Here is a 16,456-nt window from a genome sequence, read left to right on the forward strand (position 1 = left end):
TTCGGAAGATAACCCTTTTGCGGCGCGGTCCGTTCCGTCGCGCGGCGGCGATTTGCGCGGGCGCGGCGCTTTCCGGCTGCAGCGGCGACCTTTCGGCGCTCGATCCGGCGGGGCCGGCGGCGCGCGACATAGCGGCGCTCTGGTGGGCGATGCTGGCGGGGAGCGCCGTGCTTTTCCTGCTGGTGATGGGGCTTTTCGCGGCGGCCATGCTGAAGCCCGGCTTCGGCAGCCGCTATGCCGCGAAGACGTGGATCGTGGCGGGCGGCATTCTCATGCCTGTGCCGGTGCTGGCGCTGCTGCTCTTCTTCGCCTTCGCGATGGGCGAGCGGCATCTGCCCTGGCGCGGCGAGCACAACCCGGTGCGCATCGAGGCGCGGGCGCATATGTGGTACTGGGAATTCCATTACCTCGACTACCCGGATGCCGCGCCCACCATCGGCGTGATGCATATGCCGGCCCAATATGATGTCGATGTGATCGCAACGAGCGACAATGTCATCCACGGATTCTGGGTGCCGCGGCTCGGCGGCAAGGTGGATGCAACGCCGGGGCACGAAGCGGCGGTGCGGCTCTATGCGGATAGACCGGGCGCCTATGGCGGCGTCTGCGCGGAATTCTGCGGCACCGGCCACACGACAATGACATTTCGCGTCGAGGCGCACACGCCGGAGCAATTCCGCGCGGCGATCGGAGGGAGCGCGCCATGAGCGGAGAAACGGAAAACGGCGCCACGAAGGCGCTCCGCCTGCACCGGGACCTGGACGCGATATGGGGCACGGCGCCGGGGCTCGCGCAATTTGCCGTCGTGAACCACAGCTCGATCGGCCGCCGCTTCATGATAACGGCGGCGGTGTTTTTCGCGATCGGCGGCGTGCTCGCGATGCTGATCCGCACGCAGCTCGCTTCCGCCGAAAGCGTGTTCATGGATGAAGGCCTTTATGCGCAGGTCTTCACCATGCATGGCACGATCATGATGTTCCTCTTCGCGATACCGCTGATCGAGGGCTTCGCGATCTATCTTCTGCCGAAACTCCTCGGCGCGCGCGACCTCGCCTTTCCGCGCCTCACCGCCTATGGCTACTGGTGTTATCTCTTCGGCGGCACGATGCTGATCGTGGCGCTGGCGGCGGGGGTTGCGCCCGATGCCGGCTGGTTCATGTATACGCCGCTTTCCTCCGGGACCTATTCGCCCGGCATCAATTCGGATTTCTGGCTGCTCGGCGTCACCTTCGTCGAAATTTCCGCCGTCTGCGCGGCCGTCGAAATCATCGTCAGCATATTGAAGCTGCGCGCCCCCGGCATGTCGCTCGGCCGGATGCCGATTTTCGCGTGGTACATGCTGGCGGTAGCGGCGATGATGCTGTTCGCCTTTCCGCCGCTGATCCTCGGCTCCATCCTGCTCGAAGTGGAGCGCGCCTTCGGGCTGCCCTTCTTCGACCCCGAACGCGGCGGCGATCCGTTGCTGTGGCAGCACCTTTTCTGGCTCTTCGGCCATCCGGAGGTCTACATCATCTTCCTGCCGGCGGCGGGCGCGATCTCCACCATCCTGCCGGTCTTTGCCGGCCGGCCGCTGATGGGCTATCGCGCGGTGGTGCTGGCGGCGATCTCGATGGCCTTCATCTCCTTCGGCCTCTGGGTCCATCACATGTACATGGTGGGCATATCGCATATGGCGATGGCGTTTTTCTCGGCGGCGAGCGCGCTTGTCGCCGTGCCGACGGCGATCCAGATTTTCGCCTGGCTGGCGACGCTGGCGCATGGCCGCCCGCGCTTCAGCGTGCCGATGCTTTATGTCTTCGGATTTTTCTTCGTCTTCGTGATCGGCGGGTTGACCGGCGTGATGCTCGCCATGATGCCCTTCGACAAGCAGGCGCACGACACGCATTTCGTGGTGGCGCATTTCCATTATGTGCTGATCGGCGGCTTCGTCTTCCCGATGCTGGCGGCGGCCTATTACTGGCTGCCGCTGATGTCGGGAAAGCGGCCCGTGCATCACCTCTCGCGGCCCGCCTTCTGGCTGGTCTTTATCGGCTTCAATGTGACCTTTCTCGTGATGCACCTGACGGGGCTGCTCGGAATGGTGCGGCGCGTGCATACCTATACGGAAGCCTCGGGGCTGGAGATCTACAATCTCATTTCCTCCGTCGGCAGCTTCATCATGATGTTCGGCTTCGCGCTGGTGCTGATCGATTTCATCCTGCAGTTCCGCTATGGCCGCGCCTTCCCGCGCAATCCGTGGAAGGCGATGACCCTCGAATGGGCGATGCCGAAACCGGCGCCTGCCTACAACTTCGCGTCGCTGCCGCATGTGGACCGCCGCGCCGACATGCTGGAGCCGGAACGGCTGGGCCGGGAGCTTGCGACGGGAGAGGGCTATCTCGGCTTTGCGCGGGAGGGGCAAATGGAGACGCTCGCCGTCGGCATGGGGAGCGGGCGGCTCGAACAGGTGGTGCTGCTGCCGCGCCAGACATTCATGCCGCTTTTCACGGCCGCCGCCACCGGCCTCTTCTTCGTCGCGATGCTGGCGAAGCTCTATTGGCTGGTGCCCATCGCGCTGCTGGCGACGCTGGCGATGTTTCTCGGCTGGACGCATGCGACGGGGAGCGAGAAGGACAGCGGCGCCTTGCCCGTCGGACGCGATGCGGCGGCGCCGCCTCACACCGAGAGCCGCGGCGCCCCTTCATGGTGGGCGATGGTGCTGACGCTGGCCGCGGACGCGACGCTTTATGCATCGCTTCTTTTCGGCGGCTGGTTCCTCTGGCTGTCGGCGCCGAACTGGCCGCCCGCGACGCTTCCCGAACCCGACATGCTCCTTTCCGCCGTTGCGATTGCCGCGCTGCTGCTCGCGGGCGTCGCGGGGTGGCGGGCGAGAGGGCTGGCAGGCGCGCGCCCGCAAACCTGGCTCATTGTCTGTGCCGCCGCACACGCGCTTGCGACGCTCGCCATTGCATGGATCGCGATGGCCGGCATTCCCGACCGGATGGGGCACGCCCTTTCAGCGACATGTTTCACGGTGCTTTGTTATGCGGGCTTCCATACCGCGCTTGGCGTGGTCTTCGCGCTGTTCGGTTTCTGGCGCGAGCGGCAGGGCCTCGTCTCGGCGGCGCGGAGCCTCGATCTCAGGATCGGAAAATTGTGGCACCTCTATACGGCGGGCGCGGGCATCGTCGCCGTCATCTTCGTGCATCTCTTCATCATGCTCGGCTCCGGCGGAGGCGCATCATGACGGGCGCGACCGAGCGGGCGGGACATGCGGGACTGCTGCTTGTGGGCTTCGGCCTCTGGGCGCTCGCCTTCGTGCATCTTTATGCAACGCAGGCGCTGGGCTGCCGGCTCGGCTGGAACGAGATCGGCATTGCCGGCGCGCTGAGCCTGGACCGGCTTGTTCTCGTGGCGCTCTTTGTTGTCTATCTCGCGGTCCAGCTTGCGCTTTATCTCGCGATGCGGCGGCGGGTGACGGCGGCGACGGGTTTTTCATACCGCGTCGCCACCGATCTCGCCTTCGCCGCTTTCGGGGCGTCGGTCTTCTGCTTTTCGGGCGTGCTCTGGCTGTCGCCTTGCCCGTGAGAGATCAGGAGGTCTGCTGCTTGCCGCGGTTCTGGATGCCTTCGCGGCGCGCCGCGATTTCCTCCGGCGCGACGGATTTGTTGGCGGCGTTGGAGAATTGCCGCTCGGTCTTGAGCGCGGTACCGAAATCCTGCGCGAAGCCATCATCGATCAGCTTCTTGTAGGCAGGCAGGCATTGCGGCACGACCGAGAGCATGTCGTCGGCGAGCTTGCGGCAGACGGGAAGGAGTTCTTCCGCCGTCACCACGCGATTGACGAGGCCCCATTGTTCCGCCTGCTGCGCGGAGAGGAAATTGCCGGTGAGGGAAAGTTCCTTGGCGCGATAGATGCCGATGGCGCGGCTGAGCTTCTGGCTGAGGCCCCAGCCCGGCAGGATGCCGACACGGGCATGCGTATCGGCAAAGCGCGCATTCTCCGAGCAGACAAGGACGTCGCAGGCAATCGCGAGTTCGAAGCCGCCGGTGATGGCGACGCCGTTGATCGCGCCGATGACCGGGCCCGAGAAGCGGCCGATGGAGGTGACGGGATCCTTGTCGCCGATGGTCGAGTTGACGCCGCCGCCGCCAACGGCGCTGGCATCGCCGCCGAGTTCCTTCAGGTCGAGGCCTGCGCAGAAGGCTTTGCCCGCGCCGGTAAGGATCGCAACACGGATATTCTCGTCGGCTTCAAGTTCCTCGAAGGTTTCGGCGATTGCCTTGCGCAGGTCGCGCGACAACGCGTTCATCGCGCCCGGACGGTTCAGCGTCACGGTGGCAACGGCGCCGGACTTTTCGACAAGGATGACGGGTTCGGACATTGGGCTCTCCCTCGGTGAATGGCTTTGAGGCTGTTCTATCGGGATCGGGGGAGGGGAGCAAATGACGGAGCGTTTGCCGCTTTTCTTGTTATTTCTATGCGTCACCCCGGGCTTGACCCGGGGGTCCAGGATAAGGGACCGCGGCGCGCCAATGGAGGGATAAGGAAAAGAGTTATTCCTGACTCCGCTTCGCGGCTTCTAGATTGCCGGGTCAAGCCCGGCAAAGACAAAGAAAATAAAAGGACAGGGTCTCTCTACTACCCCAGCCACTGCGTCAGCGCGACGCCGATGAAATTCGCTACCGCATAGCCCAGCACGCCGAACATGACGCCGGGCGTGACGAGGCCGTGCCAGCGTTTGCCGGCGGCCATGGCGGCCGCCGTGGCGGGGCCGACGGCGACGGTGTTGGAGATGACGAGGGCCTCGGCGAGGTCGATGCGGAAGAGCTTTGCGCCCGCAAGCACGATGGCGATGTGAACGGCGGCCATGATGAAGACGAAGAGGAAGATCGGCATCGCCGTCTCGACCATCAGCACGATGTCGGCGGCAGCGCCAATGACGCCGAAGAAGAGATACATGAAGAACATGCCGAGCGTGAACCCGCCCTCGAGCTTGTGCATCTGTCTCGGGAAGATGTTGGCGATGAGGAGCGCGTTCACCGTGACGAAGAGGACGCCGTATTTCGGGATGCCGAGAAGGGCTGCCGTCTCGAAGCCGACAAAGCAGCAGGCGGCGGCGAGAAAGAGCTGCAGCGCCAGCGCGCCCATGTCGAGCACGGGCTCCTTTTCTTCTTCCGGGTGCTCATGGGCATGGATTTCCTGCTCGATGATCTTCGAGGGAATGAGACGCAGGAGCCAGGCGAGGCCGGGCAGCATGAGCAGGAAGGCGATGAAGAAGGCCGCCATCACATTGTCGGCGGCGGCCGTGGCGGCGGTGAGCGTACCGTCGGCGACGAGGCCGTTCGCGGTTGAGACGGCGGCGAAATTCATCGAGCCGCCGATCCAGCTCGCGCCGAGCGCACCCGCAACGAGATGGCCCGCGGGGCCCATGTCGATGACCGCGAAACCCACCAGCACGCCCGCGACCGTGCCGAGGACGGCGATGACGAAGGCAAGCAGCATCTTGCCGCTCTCCGGCAGGATTTTCTTCAGGTCGGCTTTGAAGAGCAGCAGCGGGATCGCGAGCGGCACGACATAGGCCCAGACCATGTCGTGAAACGGCGAGGCGAAGGGCACGATGCGCAGATTGGCAAGGAGCATGCCCGCGAAGATCGTGAGGATGACGCCGGAAACCCACAGGCCGAGCCGCGTGCGCTCCGACCAGAAGCCGAAGGCGGCGAGGCCGAGAAAGGCGAAGAGGAGGCCGAACATATTGTCGGCCTGGATAAGCGGCAGCGTCATGAATTTTGTCCGGCGGAAGGATTCGGGAAGCGCCCCATCATGCGGGGCTTTCGCTCAAAAACAAGCAGAATGGGCATTATGGAGACCGGACGGAACAGAGGGGCGGCCTTGCGCGTTTTTCAACGACTGACACCCAACTTCAGTGGAGGACGTCATGGCCGACCCGAAGAAGCAACAGAATGAAGGCGAGGGCAACCGCACGGCGGCGCGCGCCTATAACAAGGACACGAAGGAATTCGTGGACGAAGGCCGCGTCGGCAAGGCGGCCGAGGAGGCGCGCACCGCGATGGAAGGCGGTGAGCGCAAAGACCTCGAAGCGGCCCGCAAGGAAGCCGCGTCTCACGCCAAGGAACACGACCCGGCGGAAGTGCGCGACCACAAGAAGTCGAGCTGAGGATCAGAGGGCGAAGTTCACCGAGATCGAACCGAACTGATCGGGCTTCGCCTGTCCCTCATATTCGCGGCTGCGGAAGACATGCGTGAAGGCGACGCGCGTGTCCCAGACGACGAAGACGAAACCGAGCTTTGCGTCATAGACGAAGTGACGTTTCTGGATGCTCGGGCTGTCGCGGAAGGTGTTGCCGTCGAGGAAAATGTCGCGAGCGATGCCGCGTCCCTCGAAGCCCGCGAAGACATAGCAGCTGCAGCCGGACGCCGCCGGCTCGAACCATTCCGAGCCGCCAACACCGGGATAGATGCGCGTGGGCCCGAAATCATTGGGCAATGAGGGCCCGATGCGGAACGTGCCGCCGAAGCCCGCATAGGTCTGCACATTGCCGAGCGAGATGATGGTGTAGGGGATCACATCGGTTTCAAGGCCGATGATTTCCGGCGTCTCGAAGGTCGAACTGCGCCAGGCGCGCTCGAAGCTCAGATTGATGCCGAGCTCATTGTGGATCTGGTTGTCCCAGCCATTGGCATCGTCGGCGCCGATGATGCCGTGCCACTCGTTCTGCACGAACTCGCCGCCCGCGGCAGGGCCGACCACGCCGACATCGAGTTTCCACTGATCCTGCCACGCCTCGCCGGTGATGGTGCTTCCCCGGACGCTTTGCAGCGAGAAGGTCATGTGCAGCCAGGCGGCATAAGGCCGGTCGTTCGGCAGATAGGCTGTGGCGTCGGTATCGTCGGGCGTGAAGATCGCATGGCCGAGCGCGACGCCGATGCGGTGGCTCTTCCTGTCGAAATTGCCGGTCGGAAAGAGCAGCGAATAAAAGGGAGGCGACGAAAAATCGGTAAGCCAGGAGGGCAGGTCCGTCTGCGGGCGCGAGAGCCATGCAGCCTGCAGTCCGTTTGTGTAGTGCCGGTCGGAATTTGCGAAGTTGGCAAAGAGGTCGTTTTCGACCTGAAGCGTGAGGAAGGCGCGGTCGTCGCTCGCCCACGGCACGACCTCTTCGCTCTCCTGAGCGTGGGCCGCAGAAGCCCCCAATGCGACGGTGCCGAAAAAGGCGGCCGCAGCAGCCAGCAAAGCTCTCATTTACCGAATCCCCAAAAAAGCGCGGACAGGAACTCCGTGAACCGGCTTGACGCCGGGGAGCCGCCCCTTGTCCAATACACCGAATGGAAATTGTAATCCAAAAAAGGCGCCAGCAAGGCGCTGTGGAACCGGGAGGGAACTTATGGCGATAGCGGAAGCGCGCGCGTGGAGCCGCGAAGAGGCGGCTGCTGCGGGCATGGTGCTGGCATGGCATGCGGCACAGGCGCCGGAGAAGCCCGCCATCCTGTCGGAAGCGGGCAACCGGACATTCGGCGAGCTGAACGCGCGGGCGAACCAGCTTGTTCGCGCTTTGCGGCGAGCGGGGCTGAAGGCGGGCGACGCGGTGGCGCTGCTCTGTTCCAACCGTCCGGAATTCGTGGAGACGGTGGCGGCCTGCCAGCGCGGCGGCTTTCGCCTGACGCCGGTGAACTGGCATCTCAAGGGCTCGGAAGTCGGCTATATCGTCGATAATTGCGAAGCGAAAGCCTTCGTCGCCGATGCGCGCTTTCCGGCATCGGCCATGGAAGCGGCGCGCATGTCGCCGGGGCTCGTCGTGAAGCTTGCCGCCGGTGGCGAGATCGAGGGCTTTACCTCCTATGATGCGGCGGTGGAGGCCGAGGACGGTGCCGACCTTGCGGACCCGGCGCTCGGAACGCAGATGATGTACACCTCCGGCACCACGGGACATCCAAAGGGCGTCTTCCGGCGCCAGGCGGCGCCTGTATCGCCGCTGCTGGTGAAGCTGACGGAGACGGCGGCTTTTCGCGACGGTGACATGGCGCTGGTGACGGGCCCGCTTTATCACGCGGCGCCGCTCGCACTGAACCTCAGCTTTCCGATCAATGCCGGCGTCGGCTGCGTGCTGATGGACAAATGGGACGCGGAAGAGACGCTGCGGCTTGTCGAGGAATACCGCATCACGCATACGCATGTCGTGCCGACCATGCTGCACCGGATGCTGCAACTGCCGGAGGCGACGAAGGCGAAATACGACACGTCCAGCTTGCGCTGGATCCTGCATGGCGCGGCGCCTTGCCCCGCGCATGTGAAGGAGGGCTCGATCGTCTGGTTCGGACCCGTGGTCTTCGAATATTACGCGGCGACGGAAGGCGGCGGCATTTTCGTCGACAGTCACGAATGGCCGGAGAAGAAGGGCACCGTCGGCAAGCCGCTGCCCGGCGTGATCGTGGAAGTGCATGACGAGGACGGCAAGCCGGTGAAGCCGCGCGATGTCGGCACGATCTACTTCAAGGCGCCGGAACAGGGCCGCTTCGAATATTACAAGGCGCCGGAAAAAACCGAGGGCGCCTATCGCGGCGATTTCTACACGATGGGCGACATGGGCTACATCGACGAGGACGGCTTCCTGTTTCTCACCGGGCGCAGCGCCGAAGTCATCATCTCCGGCGGCGTGAACATCTATCCCGCCGAAATCGACCAGGAGATTTTGAAGCATCCGGCAGTGGCCGACGCGGCGGCGGTCGGCGTACCCAATGAGGAATGGGGCGAGGAGGTGAAGCTCGTCGTGGAACTGAACGAGGGCTATCGCGCGGACGATGCGATGGCGCGCGAGCTCCTCGACTTCGCGGCGGCGAACCTGCCGGGCTATCAGCGCCCGCGCTCGGTGGACTTCATGCAGGAATTGCCGCGCATGCCGAGCGGCAAGGTGCTGAGACGCAATATCCGCGACGCCTACTGGCAGGGCGAGAAGAAGATCTGATCCGTACGATGCTGGCTAATCAAGGGACGGGCCGCTTTGTAAAAGGCGGCCCGTTCGCCTATATGAAACGCGCGGGACGAGGGATGACGAAAGTAGATATAAAATGAATGCATCCAGCCCGCGCGGAAGCCGCATCGGCTTTGTCGTCATTCTCGGTGCCTTGATCGCCTTCGCGCCGCTCTCGATCGACATGTATCTGCCGGCCTTCCCCGCCATCGCCGCGCATTTCAATACGACCGCGGGCGCGGTGCAGATGACGCTTGCCGTTTTCTTCATCGGCTTGTCCGTGGGGCAGGGCGTCGTGGGACCCATTACGGACCGTGTCGGCCGCCTGCCGCCGCTTCTCATAGGCATCGGCCTTTATGTCGGCGCATCGATATGGGCGGCTCTCGCCCCCGACATCGAAAGCCTCACCGCCGCGCGGCTGTTTCAGGCGCTGGGCGGCTGCGCGGGCATCGTCGTCTCGCGCGCCATGGTGCGCGATCTCTTCGATGAGCGCGGCTCGGCGCAGGTCTATTCGCTGCTGATGCTGGTGATGGGCCTCGCGCCCATTCTCGCGCCGATGATCGGCGGCTTCATCATCCTGCATCACGACTGGCACATGATCTTCTGGGTGCTGGCCGCCTTCGGGCTGGCTTGCGTTCCCGCCGTTATTTTCGGCCTTGGCGAAACACTGCCGCGCGAACGGCGGCAGCATGGCGGGCTTCGCCCCGTACTCGGCGCTTATCTGGCGCTTTTTGCCGACCGGCCCTTCATGGGTTTCGCGCTCGCCAACGCTTTCATCTCGGCGGCGATGTTCGCCTATATCACCGGCTCGCCCTTCGTCTTCATCGAGCTTCACGGCCTCGATCCCTCCGGCTATGCCATGCTGTTCGGCGCGAATGCGGCGGGCCTCATATTCGCATCGCAGGTAAACGCATTCCTGCTGCGGCGGATTTCGGGCCGCCTCATCCTGAAGATCGCGATGGGTGTTCATCTCGCCGCCGTGGTGGCGCTGCTCGGTTTCACCATCTTCATGCCCGGCGCATTCTATCCGCTTGCCGCCTGCATCTTCGTCGCGGTCGGATGCCTCGGCTTTGTCGGCGCGAATGCGACGGCGGCGGCGATGGCGCGGGCGGACAGCCATATCGGTTCGGCATCCGCGCTGACCGGCATCCTGCAATTCGCATTGGCGGCCGTCTCCGGCGGACTGGTCGGCGCGTTCAATGACGGCACGGCACTGCCGATGGCGCTGATCATTGCCGGAGCGAGCATCGCGGCGACGCTGGCGCGGCTCTCGGCCAGGGAACGCGTGCCGGCCTGAGCGCAAAAGCAGAAGGGCCACGCCCTTTCGGGAATGGCCCTTCGCTCCTATCCGCGCCTGTTTCTTGTTTTTGGACGCCGATTCCTTGTGTGCCTATCCGAGTTTGCCGATGGCCGCGGCGACATGCTCCGGCTTTTCCAGCGTCATCAAATGGCCCGCTTCGGGGACCGAGACGAGCTCGGCGCCCGCAATCGCCTTCTTCCAGCTATGTGCATAGACCGGCGCGATGAGCTTGTCGCCATCGCCCCAGACAAGCACCGTCTTCGCCTTGACGCGGTAGAGCCGCTGCGAGAGGCCGCGATCCGGCACGGGAAAGAGAATCTTGCCCGCCATGCCGAGCTGCCGCGCGTTCTGCACGAGGAAGCCCTTCAGCCATTCCGGATCGTCGAGCGCGACGCCCGCCGTCATCAGCGCCGTGCCCGCTTCCACATCGTGAAAGAGAACGGCGGGAAGCTCGTAGGGCAGCATCGCAAAAATATCCGGGATCGGATGATCGTCGAGCCAGAGCCCGGCGGGGCAGATGAGGCCGAGGCGGCTGACATCGTTCGGCGCGATGGCGGCCATTTCCGCCGCGATCATGCCGCCCATCGAATGGCCGACAAGGATCGGGTCTTTCAGGCCGAGTGCGGCCACCACGTCCCAGGTATGGAGCGTGATGTCGAGCATCTCGCGCAACTCGCCGCATTCCTGCGAGTCGCCATAGCCGGGCAGGAGCGGCGCATAGACGTGATATTTCTCCGCGAGCTTCGCGAGGAACGGGTCTTCGGCGGTGACGCCGCCCGCACCGTGGAGGAAGACGAGAGGTTCGCCCTTTCCGCCCTCAAAGTAACGGACGGGGACGTGGTGGGTTTCGATCGTTTTCGTTTCCATCAGTCCTTCCCTCCGACCATCGCGGCGATTTCCTTATCGGCCGGCAGGCTGCCCGGCTTCGCGCGCTTCGCAAGCGGCTTGCACCAGAAGCGGTTGTCGTCCTTGTAGTCCGGGAACATATCGCGGAGATGCGGCATGACTTTCTCGGCGAAGAGCTTCGTCGAGTGCATGCACTTGTCCATCGGCATGTTGCCGACATGGAGAAGGCAGAAGATGTTGCCGACATTGAGACCCTTGATGAGGTCTTCCATGCGCTGGCGAACCGTCTCGGGGCTGCCCGCGATCACATGGCCCTGCTCGATCAGGTCTTTCCAGGTGAGTTCCGAATAGCCGCCGATGGGCGGCGCATATTGCGACAGCGCACCGGTCTGGATCGTCTTGATGGTGCGGTAGCCCGGCGCATCCGCGAAGCCGCCATAGACATGGAGGCAGCGGTTGTAGAAGTAGCTGACATGCTCCGAGTAGAGCCGCTCGGCTTCCTCGTCCGTATCGGCGACGCAGATCGTCTGCGCGAAGCCGGCGCGGTAGGGGCTCTCGTCGGGCGCGTTGCGCTGGGCGACGCGGTCCCAATAACCCTGCATCAGCGCCTTGGCGCGGATGTAGCCGGAGAAGGAGAGGTAGGAATAGGAATAGGTATTGTCGATGCAGAAATCATAGGTCTCCACCGAACCGCCGCCGGGAATATGGATCGGCGGCGGGTCCTGGATCGGGCGCGGCCAGATGTTGACGTGGCGGAGCTTGTTGTAGCGTCCATTCCACGCGAAAGGATCGGGGTCCGACCAGGCGCGGCGGATGAGATCATGCGCTTCCTGATATTTCTCGCGGGTGAGCGCGGGTATCTGCCCGTAGCAGTAGTTGGTGTCCATCGAGGTGCCGACCGGGAAACCGGCGACGAGGCGGCCGCCGGAAATGCAGTCGAGCATCGCGAATTCTTCCGCGACGCGCGTCGGCGGATTGTAGAGCGCGATCGAATTGCCGAGCACGACAAGACCGACATCCGATGTGCGCCGCGCGAGACCTGCCGCGATGATGTTTGGCGATGGCATGATGCCGTAGCCATTCTGGTGATGCTCGTTGACGCCGATGCCGTCGAAGCCGAGCGTGCCCGCATATTCGAGCATGTCCATGTAGGAGTTGTAGACTTCGTGGCTCTTTGCCGGATCGAACAGGCGCGAGTCGATATCCACCCAGACCGAACGATGCTTCTCCCGGAAATCGTCCGGCAGGTAGGGCCAAGGCATCAAATTGAACCATGTGAATTTCATGTCGTTCCCTCTCCCGAAGGGGCTGTTTTTTATGGCGCGCCGTCGCGCGCCTTGCCCTCATCATGATTTAGGGTGAACACCCTAGGCCGGGAGTCTAATAAGTTTGCAATCCTCGCGCAAACGTTACGTCGTGACCGGCCGCAACGGGTCGGATCGCGCGGCGGAAGCGTGTAGGCTTTTCCGGCATCCACAGAGAAAAGGGAGGAAATCATGCACACCAAAGGCAGGCTATCCATTCTCGTGGCGGCGGCCGGCGCTGTCATGCTCTTCGCCGCGCCCGCTTTCGCGGCACAACTCGACAAGGAAATTGCAGCCGCAGCGCAGCATGCGGGGCTCGCCGCGCAATCGGGAGACGTGGCCGGCGTCCACACGCATCTCCATCACACGATCAATTGCCTGGTGGGACCGGAAGGCGAAGGTTTCGCACCGAAAGAGATGAACCCCTGCAAGGCGCTGGGGAACGGCGCCATTCCCGATGCGGAAGACGATGAGACAAGGGCCGCTCTCGAAGCCGCGTTGCAAGAAGCGCAAGCCGGCATCGCCACGGAAGATCACGAGGCAGCGAAGACGCATGCCGGTGAAACACAGGCGATGCTCGAGGCGCTGAAATAAGCCGCTGATCCTGCAAGCGCCGGTCGTTTCAGCGGCCGGCGCGCCTTCAGCGCCTGCCTTCCGTCGCCACACTGGGATAGCGGCCGATTTCGCTCGCGCGACGGGGCGGCGTCCCTATAATCGCGCCACCAGAAAAAAGAAAACTGACAAGACGCAACGCGACAGGCGTTAGCGCCGCCGGGGAGAGACTATCGCATGACCGCACCGCTTTCGCGATCCAGCATCTATATGCATGGGTCGATCGGCCTGCCGATCGCCATGTTCGGCTATCCGGTCGCAGTCTGGCTGCCGCCTTTTTATGCAGGCGAGCTTGGCGTTTCGCTCGCGGCGGTGGGCACCATGATCATGCTGGCGCGGCTCACAGACGTCGTCACCGATCCGCTCATCGGATATTTCTCCGACCATACGCATACGCGTATCGGCCGCCGCAAGCCCTTCATGCTGCTTGGCCTGCCGATCCTGATGGTCGGCGTGCTCTTTCTTTTCATGCCGCATATTTTCGGCTTTTCGTCGGTCGGCAGCGTCTATCTGCTCGCCTGGCTCGGCATCATGTTCATCGGTTCGACGCTGGTCTACATCCCCTATTTCGCATGGGGCGCGGAACTTTCGCCCGATTATCACGAACGCTCGCGCATAACCGCCTCGCGCGAATTCTATGTGCTGGTGGGCTTGATGCTATCCGCGCTCATCCCGGCGCTGCTGCCCTTCATCATCGAAGGGCCGGCGACGCCGCGGCCCGTGCTGACCGCTATGGCCTGGACGATCATCATCCTGACGCCGCTGACTGTCATCCTTGTCTGCTGGCGCGTGGCGGAGCCCGCCCATGTGAAAGTGTCGCGCCAGGTGCCGCTGCTGGAAGGCTTGCGCCATGTCGGCAGAAACGGGCCGATGGTGCGCGTGCTCGCCATCGTGCTGATCGTGACCGGCGGCGAAGCGTTCCGCAACGCGCTCTCGCTCTTCTTCATGCGCGACTATATCGGCGTCACCGGCGTCGGCATGCTCTATCTCTATTATTTCGCGGCGGGCCTTCTCGCCATTCCGGGCTGGCTCTGGCTCGGCCGACGGATGGGCAAGCACAAGGCCTTCGCCATCTGCATGGCGGCGGCGGCCAGCCTTTCCACCATCGCCTTCTTCCTCGTGCCCGGCCAGACGCAGATTTTCACGGCCATGTTCATTGCCAAGGGTCTCTGCTTCGGCGGGTTGCAATTCCTGCCGCTCGCCATGCTCGCCGATGTGGTAGACGTCGACACCGCCCGCTCCAAGGGCAAGCGCGCCGGAACCTTCTTCGCCATTTCGGGCATGACGACGAAACTCGCCACCGCCTTCGGCACCGGCATTTCGCTCAATGTGGTCGCCTTCTTCGGCTTCAATCCTTTACCCGGCGTGGTCAACGGGCCGGACGAATTCTGGTGGCTCACCTTTGCCTATGCGGTGATCCCCTCGGTCTTCTTCATCGCCGCGCTCTGGCTCACCTGGACCTATCCGCTCACCTCCGAGCGCCAGAAGCGCCTGCGCGGCCTTATCGAGCGCCGAAACACGCGCCTTGCGCAGGAAGCTGCGATCAACCGCTCCGCGGATTGATGGCGAGGTCACAAGAGAAAGGCTCAATTTGAGCCTTTCTCGCGCGACTCCTTTGGCTTTCGGATCGCCGCCCCCACGCGCTATCATCTCCTCAACAAGAAACTGGAACATTGAGGAGGAAATCATGAGCAATGTGGATCTCGTTATCCGCGGCGGCACAGTTGTCGACGGCTCGGGCGGCGCACCGCGCGTGGCGGATGTGGCGATCGACAGGGGCGTCATCGTCGAAGTCGGCAAGGTCGATGCGAAGGGCCGCGAGGAAATCGACGCGAGGGGCTTGCTCGTTACGCCGGGCTGGGTCGACATCCACACGCATTACGATGGTCAGGTGACGTGGGACGAGCGCATGACACCGTCTTCCATTCACGGTGCGACGACGGTCGTCATGGGCAATTGCGGCGTCGGTTTCGCGCCGGTCCGTAAATCGGATCACGACCGGCTGATCCGTCTCATGGAAGGCGTCGAGGACATTCCGGGCGCGGCGCTTCACGAAGGCCTGTCGTGGCAGTGGGAAAGCTTCGGCGACTATCTCGACGCGGTTGAAGCGCGCAAGCGCGACATCGACGTGGCCATACAGGTGCCGCATGGCGCGGTGCGCGTTTACGTGATGGGAGAGCGCGGCGCGAAGCGCGAGGCGGCAACGGATGCCGAGATCGACGAGATGCGCGAAATCGTGCGCGACGCGATCAAGGCGGGCGCCATCGGCTTTTCGACCTCGCGCACCATCGCGCATCGCACCAGCGACGGCGACCTGACACCGACCATCGGCGCCGCCGACAAGGAAATGGAAGCGATTGCGCAAGGGCTGAAGGAAGCAGGTGCAGGCGTGCTGCAATGGGTGTCGGATTTCCGGGAGGTCGATCAGGAATTCTCGCTGGTCGAACGGCTGGTGGAGATTTCAGGCCGGCCCCTGAGCTTCTCGCTGGTGCAGGCCGACGTGATGCCGAACCAGTGGCAGGAATTGCTGGGCCGGCTCGACAAGGCGGCGGGCAGGGGCTTGCCGATCAAGGCCCAGGTGCAGGGCCGCCCCGTCGGGCTGATGCTCGGCCTGCAGGGCTCCGTGCATCCCTTCCTCACGCGGCCGAGCTACCGCGCGATTGCGGACAAGCCGCTCGACGAGCGCGTCGCGATCATGGCCGATCCGGAGTTCCGCGCGAAGCTGCTCTCGGAAGATCTTGAGCCCGGCCACCCGTTCCTGAATTCGCTGGCGGGCGCCTATCACAAGATGTTCGAGCTTGGCGATCCGCCGAACTACGAGCCCGCGCCGGAAGACAGCATCTGCGCGCGGGCGAAGCGGACGGGGCAAAACCCTGACGAAATCGTCTACGACATATTGACGGCGAATGGCGGACGGAACTTCCTGTTCTTCCCGCTGCATAATTATTTCGAGTTCAGCCTCGAAAACGCGCTGACCATGATGCGCAATCCGAACACGCTGTTCGGCCTTTCGGATGGCGGCGCGCATGTCGGCGTGATCTGCGACGTCAGCGTGCCGACCTATATGCTGACACATTGGTGCCGCGACCGGACACGGGGCGAACATCTCGATCTTCCCTTCGTGGTAAAAAGCCAGACGCGCGACACGGCGGAAGCCGTGGGCCTGCTCGACCGCGGAATGATCGCGCCGGGCATGAAGGCGGATGTGAACCTGATCGACTTCGATCGGCTGCGGTTGCTGCCGCCGCACATGGTCTATGACCTGCCTTCAGGCGCCCGCCGCCTGATGCAGGAAGCGGAAGGCTATGTCGCGACCATCGTCAGCGGCGAGGTGATCTACCGAGAGGGCAAGCATACCGGCGCGCTGCCGGGCAAGCTCGTGCGCGGCCACAAGCAGGCGCCCGTGCGGGCCGCGGCCGAATAGGAGG

The 16,456-nt window shown here is 63.7% G+C and carries 14 protein-coding genes; 9 read left to right on the top strand and 5 right to left on the bottom strand.

The genetic code is table 11. From position 1 onward, the window contains the following. Positions 1 to 17: 17 nt before the first annotated feature. The 3 genes from coxB to PLAV_RS02885 are packed head-to-tail and all read left to right on the top strand — an operon-like array spanning position 18 to position 3,567. On the top strand, positions 18 to 707 hold the full coding sequence (coxB, locus tag PLAV_RS02875) for a cytochrome c oxidase subunit II (protein ID WP_049767688.1): 690 nt from the start codon (positions 18 to 20) through the stop codon (positions 705 to 707). Then, entirely contained in the window at positions 704 to 3,226 is a 2,523-nt protein-coding gene (gene ctaD / locus PLAV_RS02880; RefSeq protein WP_011995478.1) for a cytochrome c oxidase subunit I, read from the top strand. The genes coxB and ctaD overlap by 4 nt, the downstream gene beginning before the upstream one ends. Then, positions 3,223 to 3,567, top strand: a complete 345-nt coding sequence (locus PLAV_RS02885; protein ID WP_011995479.1) for a hypothetical protein — start codon at positions 3,223 to 3,225, stop codon at positions 3,565 to 3,567. The genes ctaD and PLAV_RS02885 overlap by 4 nt, the downstream gene beginning before the upstream one ends. A 4-nt stretch (positions 3,568 to 3,571) precedes the next feature. Here PLAV_RS02885 and PLAV_RS02890 read toward each other — a convergent pair whose 3' ends face one another. Continuing rightward, positions 3,572 to 4,363 (bottom strand): enoyl-CoA hydratase, encoded by a 792-nt coding sequence (locus PLAV_RS02890; protein WP_011995480.1) that lies wholly within the window; start codon positions 4,361 to 4,363, stop codon positions 3,572 to 3,574. Between the two features lie 257 nt (positions 4,364 to 4,620). Further along, complete coding sequence (locus PLAV_RS02895) at positions 4,621 to 5,763, bottom strand: DUF819 family protein (RefSeq protein ID WP_011995481.1); 1,143 nt, start codon at positions 5,761 to 5,763, stop codon at positions 4,621 to 4,623. 154 nt (positions 5,764 to 5,917) lie between these two features. On the opposite strand from PLAV_RS02895, the gene PLAV_RS02900 reads away from it, so the two are divergent. Beyond that, positions 5,918 to 6,157 (top strand): hypothetical protein, encoded by a 240-nt coding sequence (locus tag PLAV_RS02900; RefSeq protein WP_011995482.1) that lies wholly within the window; start codon positions 5,918 to 5,920, stop codon positions 6,155 to 6,157. 3 nt (positions 6,158 to 6,160) lie between these two features. Here PLAV_RS02900 and PLAV_RS02905 read toward each other — a convergent pair whose 3' ends face one another. Continuing rightward, a complete protein-coding gene (locus PLAV_RS02905; protein ID WP_011995483.1) occupies positions 6,161 to 7,240 on the bottom strand; it encodes a lipid A deacylase LpxR family protein in 1,080 nt (359 codons plus the stop codon). Positions 7,241 to 7,382: 142 nt separating this feature from the next. On the opposite strand from PLAV_RS02905, the gene PLAV_RS02910 reads away from it, so the two are divergent. Together PLAV_RS02910 and PLAV_RS02915 are read left to right on the top strand one after the other, a co-directional pair. Beyond that, on the top strand, positions 7,383 to 8,960 hold the full coding sequence (locus PLAV_RS02910; protein ID WP_011995484.1) for an AMP-binding protein: 1,578 nt from the start codon (positions 7,383 to 7,385) through the stop codon (positions 8,958 to 8,960). Between the two features lie 103 nt (positions 8,961 to 9,063). Beyond that, complete coding sequence (locus PLAV_RS02915; RefSeq protein WP_011995485.1) at positions 9,064 to 10,263, top strand: multidrug effflux MFS transporter; 1,200 nt, start codon at positions 9,064 to 9,066, stop codon at positions 10,261 to 10,263. Positions 10,264 to 10,356: 93 nt separating this feature from the next. Here the strand turns inward: PLAV_RS02915 and PLAV_RS02920 are convergent, their stop codons facing one another. Beyond that, a complete protein-coding gene (locus PLAV_RS02920) occupies positions 10,357 to 11,133 on the bottom strand; it encodes an alpha/beta fold hydrolase (RefSeq protein WP_011995486.1) in 777 nt (258 codons plus the stop codon). After that, entirely contained in the window at positions 11,133 to 12,398 is a 1,266-nt protein-coding gene (locus PLAV_RS02925) for an LLM class flavin-dependent oxidoreductase (protein ID WP_011995487.1), read from the bottom strand. Before PLAV_RS02925 ends, PLAV_RS02920 begins: the two co-directional genes overlap by 1 nt. Before the next feature lie 210 nt (positions 12,399 to 12,608). On the opposite strand from PLAV_RS02925, the gene PLAV_RS02930 reads away from it, so the two are divergent. The 3 genes from PLAV_RS02930 to PLAV_RS02940 all read left to right on the top strand — a co-directional run bounded on the left by PLAV_RS02930 (position 12,609) and on the right by PLAV_RS02940 (position 16,452). Beyond that, on the top strand, positions 12,609 to 13,010 hold the full coding sequence (locus tag PLAV_RS02930) for a hypothetical protein (protein ID WP_011995488.1): 402 nt from the start codon (positions 12,609 to 12,611) through the stop codon (positions 13,008 to 13,010). A gap of 195 nt (positions 13,011 to 13,205) precedes the next feature. Continuing rightward, on the top strand, positions 13,206 to 14,591 hold the full coding sequence (locus tag PLAV_RS02935) for an MFS transporter (RefSeq protein ID WP_011995489.1): 1,386 nt from the start codon (positions 13,206 to 13,208) through the stop codon (positions 14,589 to 14,591). Between the two features lie 124 nt (positions 14,592 to 14,715). Beyond that, positions 14,716 to 16,452, top strand: coding sequence for an N-acyl-D-amino-acid deacylase family protein (locus PLAV_RS02940; RefSeq protein ID WP_011995490.1), 1,737 nt, complete (start codon positions 14,716 to 14,718; stop codon positions 16,450 to 16,452). Positions 16,453 to 16,456: the final 4 nt, after the last annotated feature.

The organism is Parvibaculum lavamentivorans DS-1 (assembly GCF_000017565.1).
Lineage (GTDB): Bacteria > Pseudomonadota > Alphaproteobacteria > Parvibaculales > Parvibaculaceae > Parvibaculum > Parvibaculum lavamentivorans.

Coding starts and splice junctions, on each gene's coding strand:
- PLAV_RS02930 (WP_011995488.1), top strand. CDS start 12,609: ATGCACACCAAAGGCAGGCTATCCATTCTCGTGGCGGCGGCCGGCGCT.
- PLAV_RS02885 (WP_011995479.1), top strand. CDS start 3,223: ATGACGGGCGCGACCGAGCGGGCGGGACATGCGGGACTGCTGCTTGTG.
- PLAV_RS02915 (WP_011995485.1), top strand. CDS start 9,064: ATGAATGCATCCAGCCCGCGCGGAAGCCGCATCGGCTTTGTCGTCATT.
- PLAV_RS02935 (WP_011995489.1), top strand. CDS start 13,206: ATGACCGCACCGCTTTCGCGATCCAGCATCTATATGCATGGGTCGATC.
- PLAV_RS02925 (WP_011995487.1), bottom strand. CDS start 12,398: ATGAAATTCACATGGTTCAATTTGATGCCTTGGCCCTACCTGCCGGAC.
- PLAV_RS02940 (WP_011995490.1), top strand. CDS start 14,716: ATGAGCAATGTGGATCTCGTTATCCGCGGCGGCACAGTTGTCGACGGC.
- PLAV_RS02920 (WP_011995486.1), bottom strand. CDS start 11,133: ATGGAAACGAAAACGATCGAAACCCACCACGTCCCCGTCCGTTACTTT.
- PLAV_RS02905 (WP_011995483.1), bottom strand. CDS start 7,240: ATGAGAGCTTTGCTGGCTGCTGCGGCCGCCTTTTTCGGCACCGTCGCA.
- PLAV_RS02895 (WP_011995481.1), bottom strand. CDS start 5,763: ATGACGCTGCCGCTTATCCAGGCCGACAATATGTTCGGCCTCCTCTTC.
- PLAV_RS02890 (WP_011995480.1), bottom strand. CDS start 4,363: ATGTCCGAACCCGTCATCCTTGTCGAAAAGTCCGGCGCCGTTGCCACC.
- ctaD (WP_011995478.1), top strand. CDS start 704: ATGAGCGGAGAAACGGAAAACGGCGCCACGAAGGCGCTCCGCCTGCAC.
- PLAV_RS02910 (WP_011995484.1), top strand. CDS start 7,383: ATGGCGATAGCGGAAGCGCGCGCGTGGAGCCGCGAAGAGGCGGCTGCT.
- PLAV_RS02900 (WP_011995482.1), top strand. CDS start 5,918: ATGGCCGACCCGAAGAAGCAACAGAATGAAGGCGAGGGCAACCGCACG.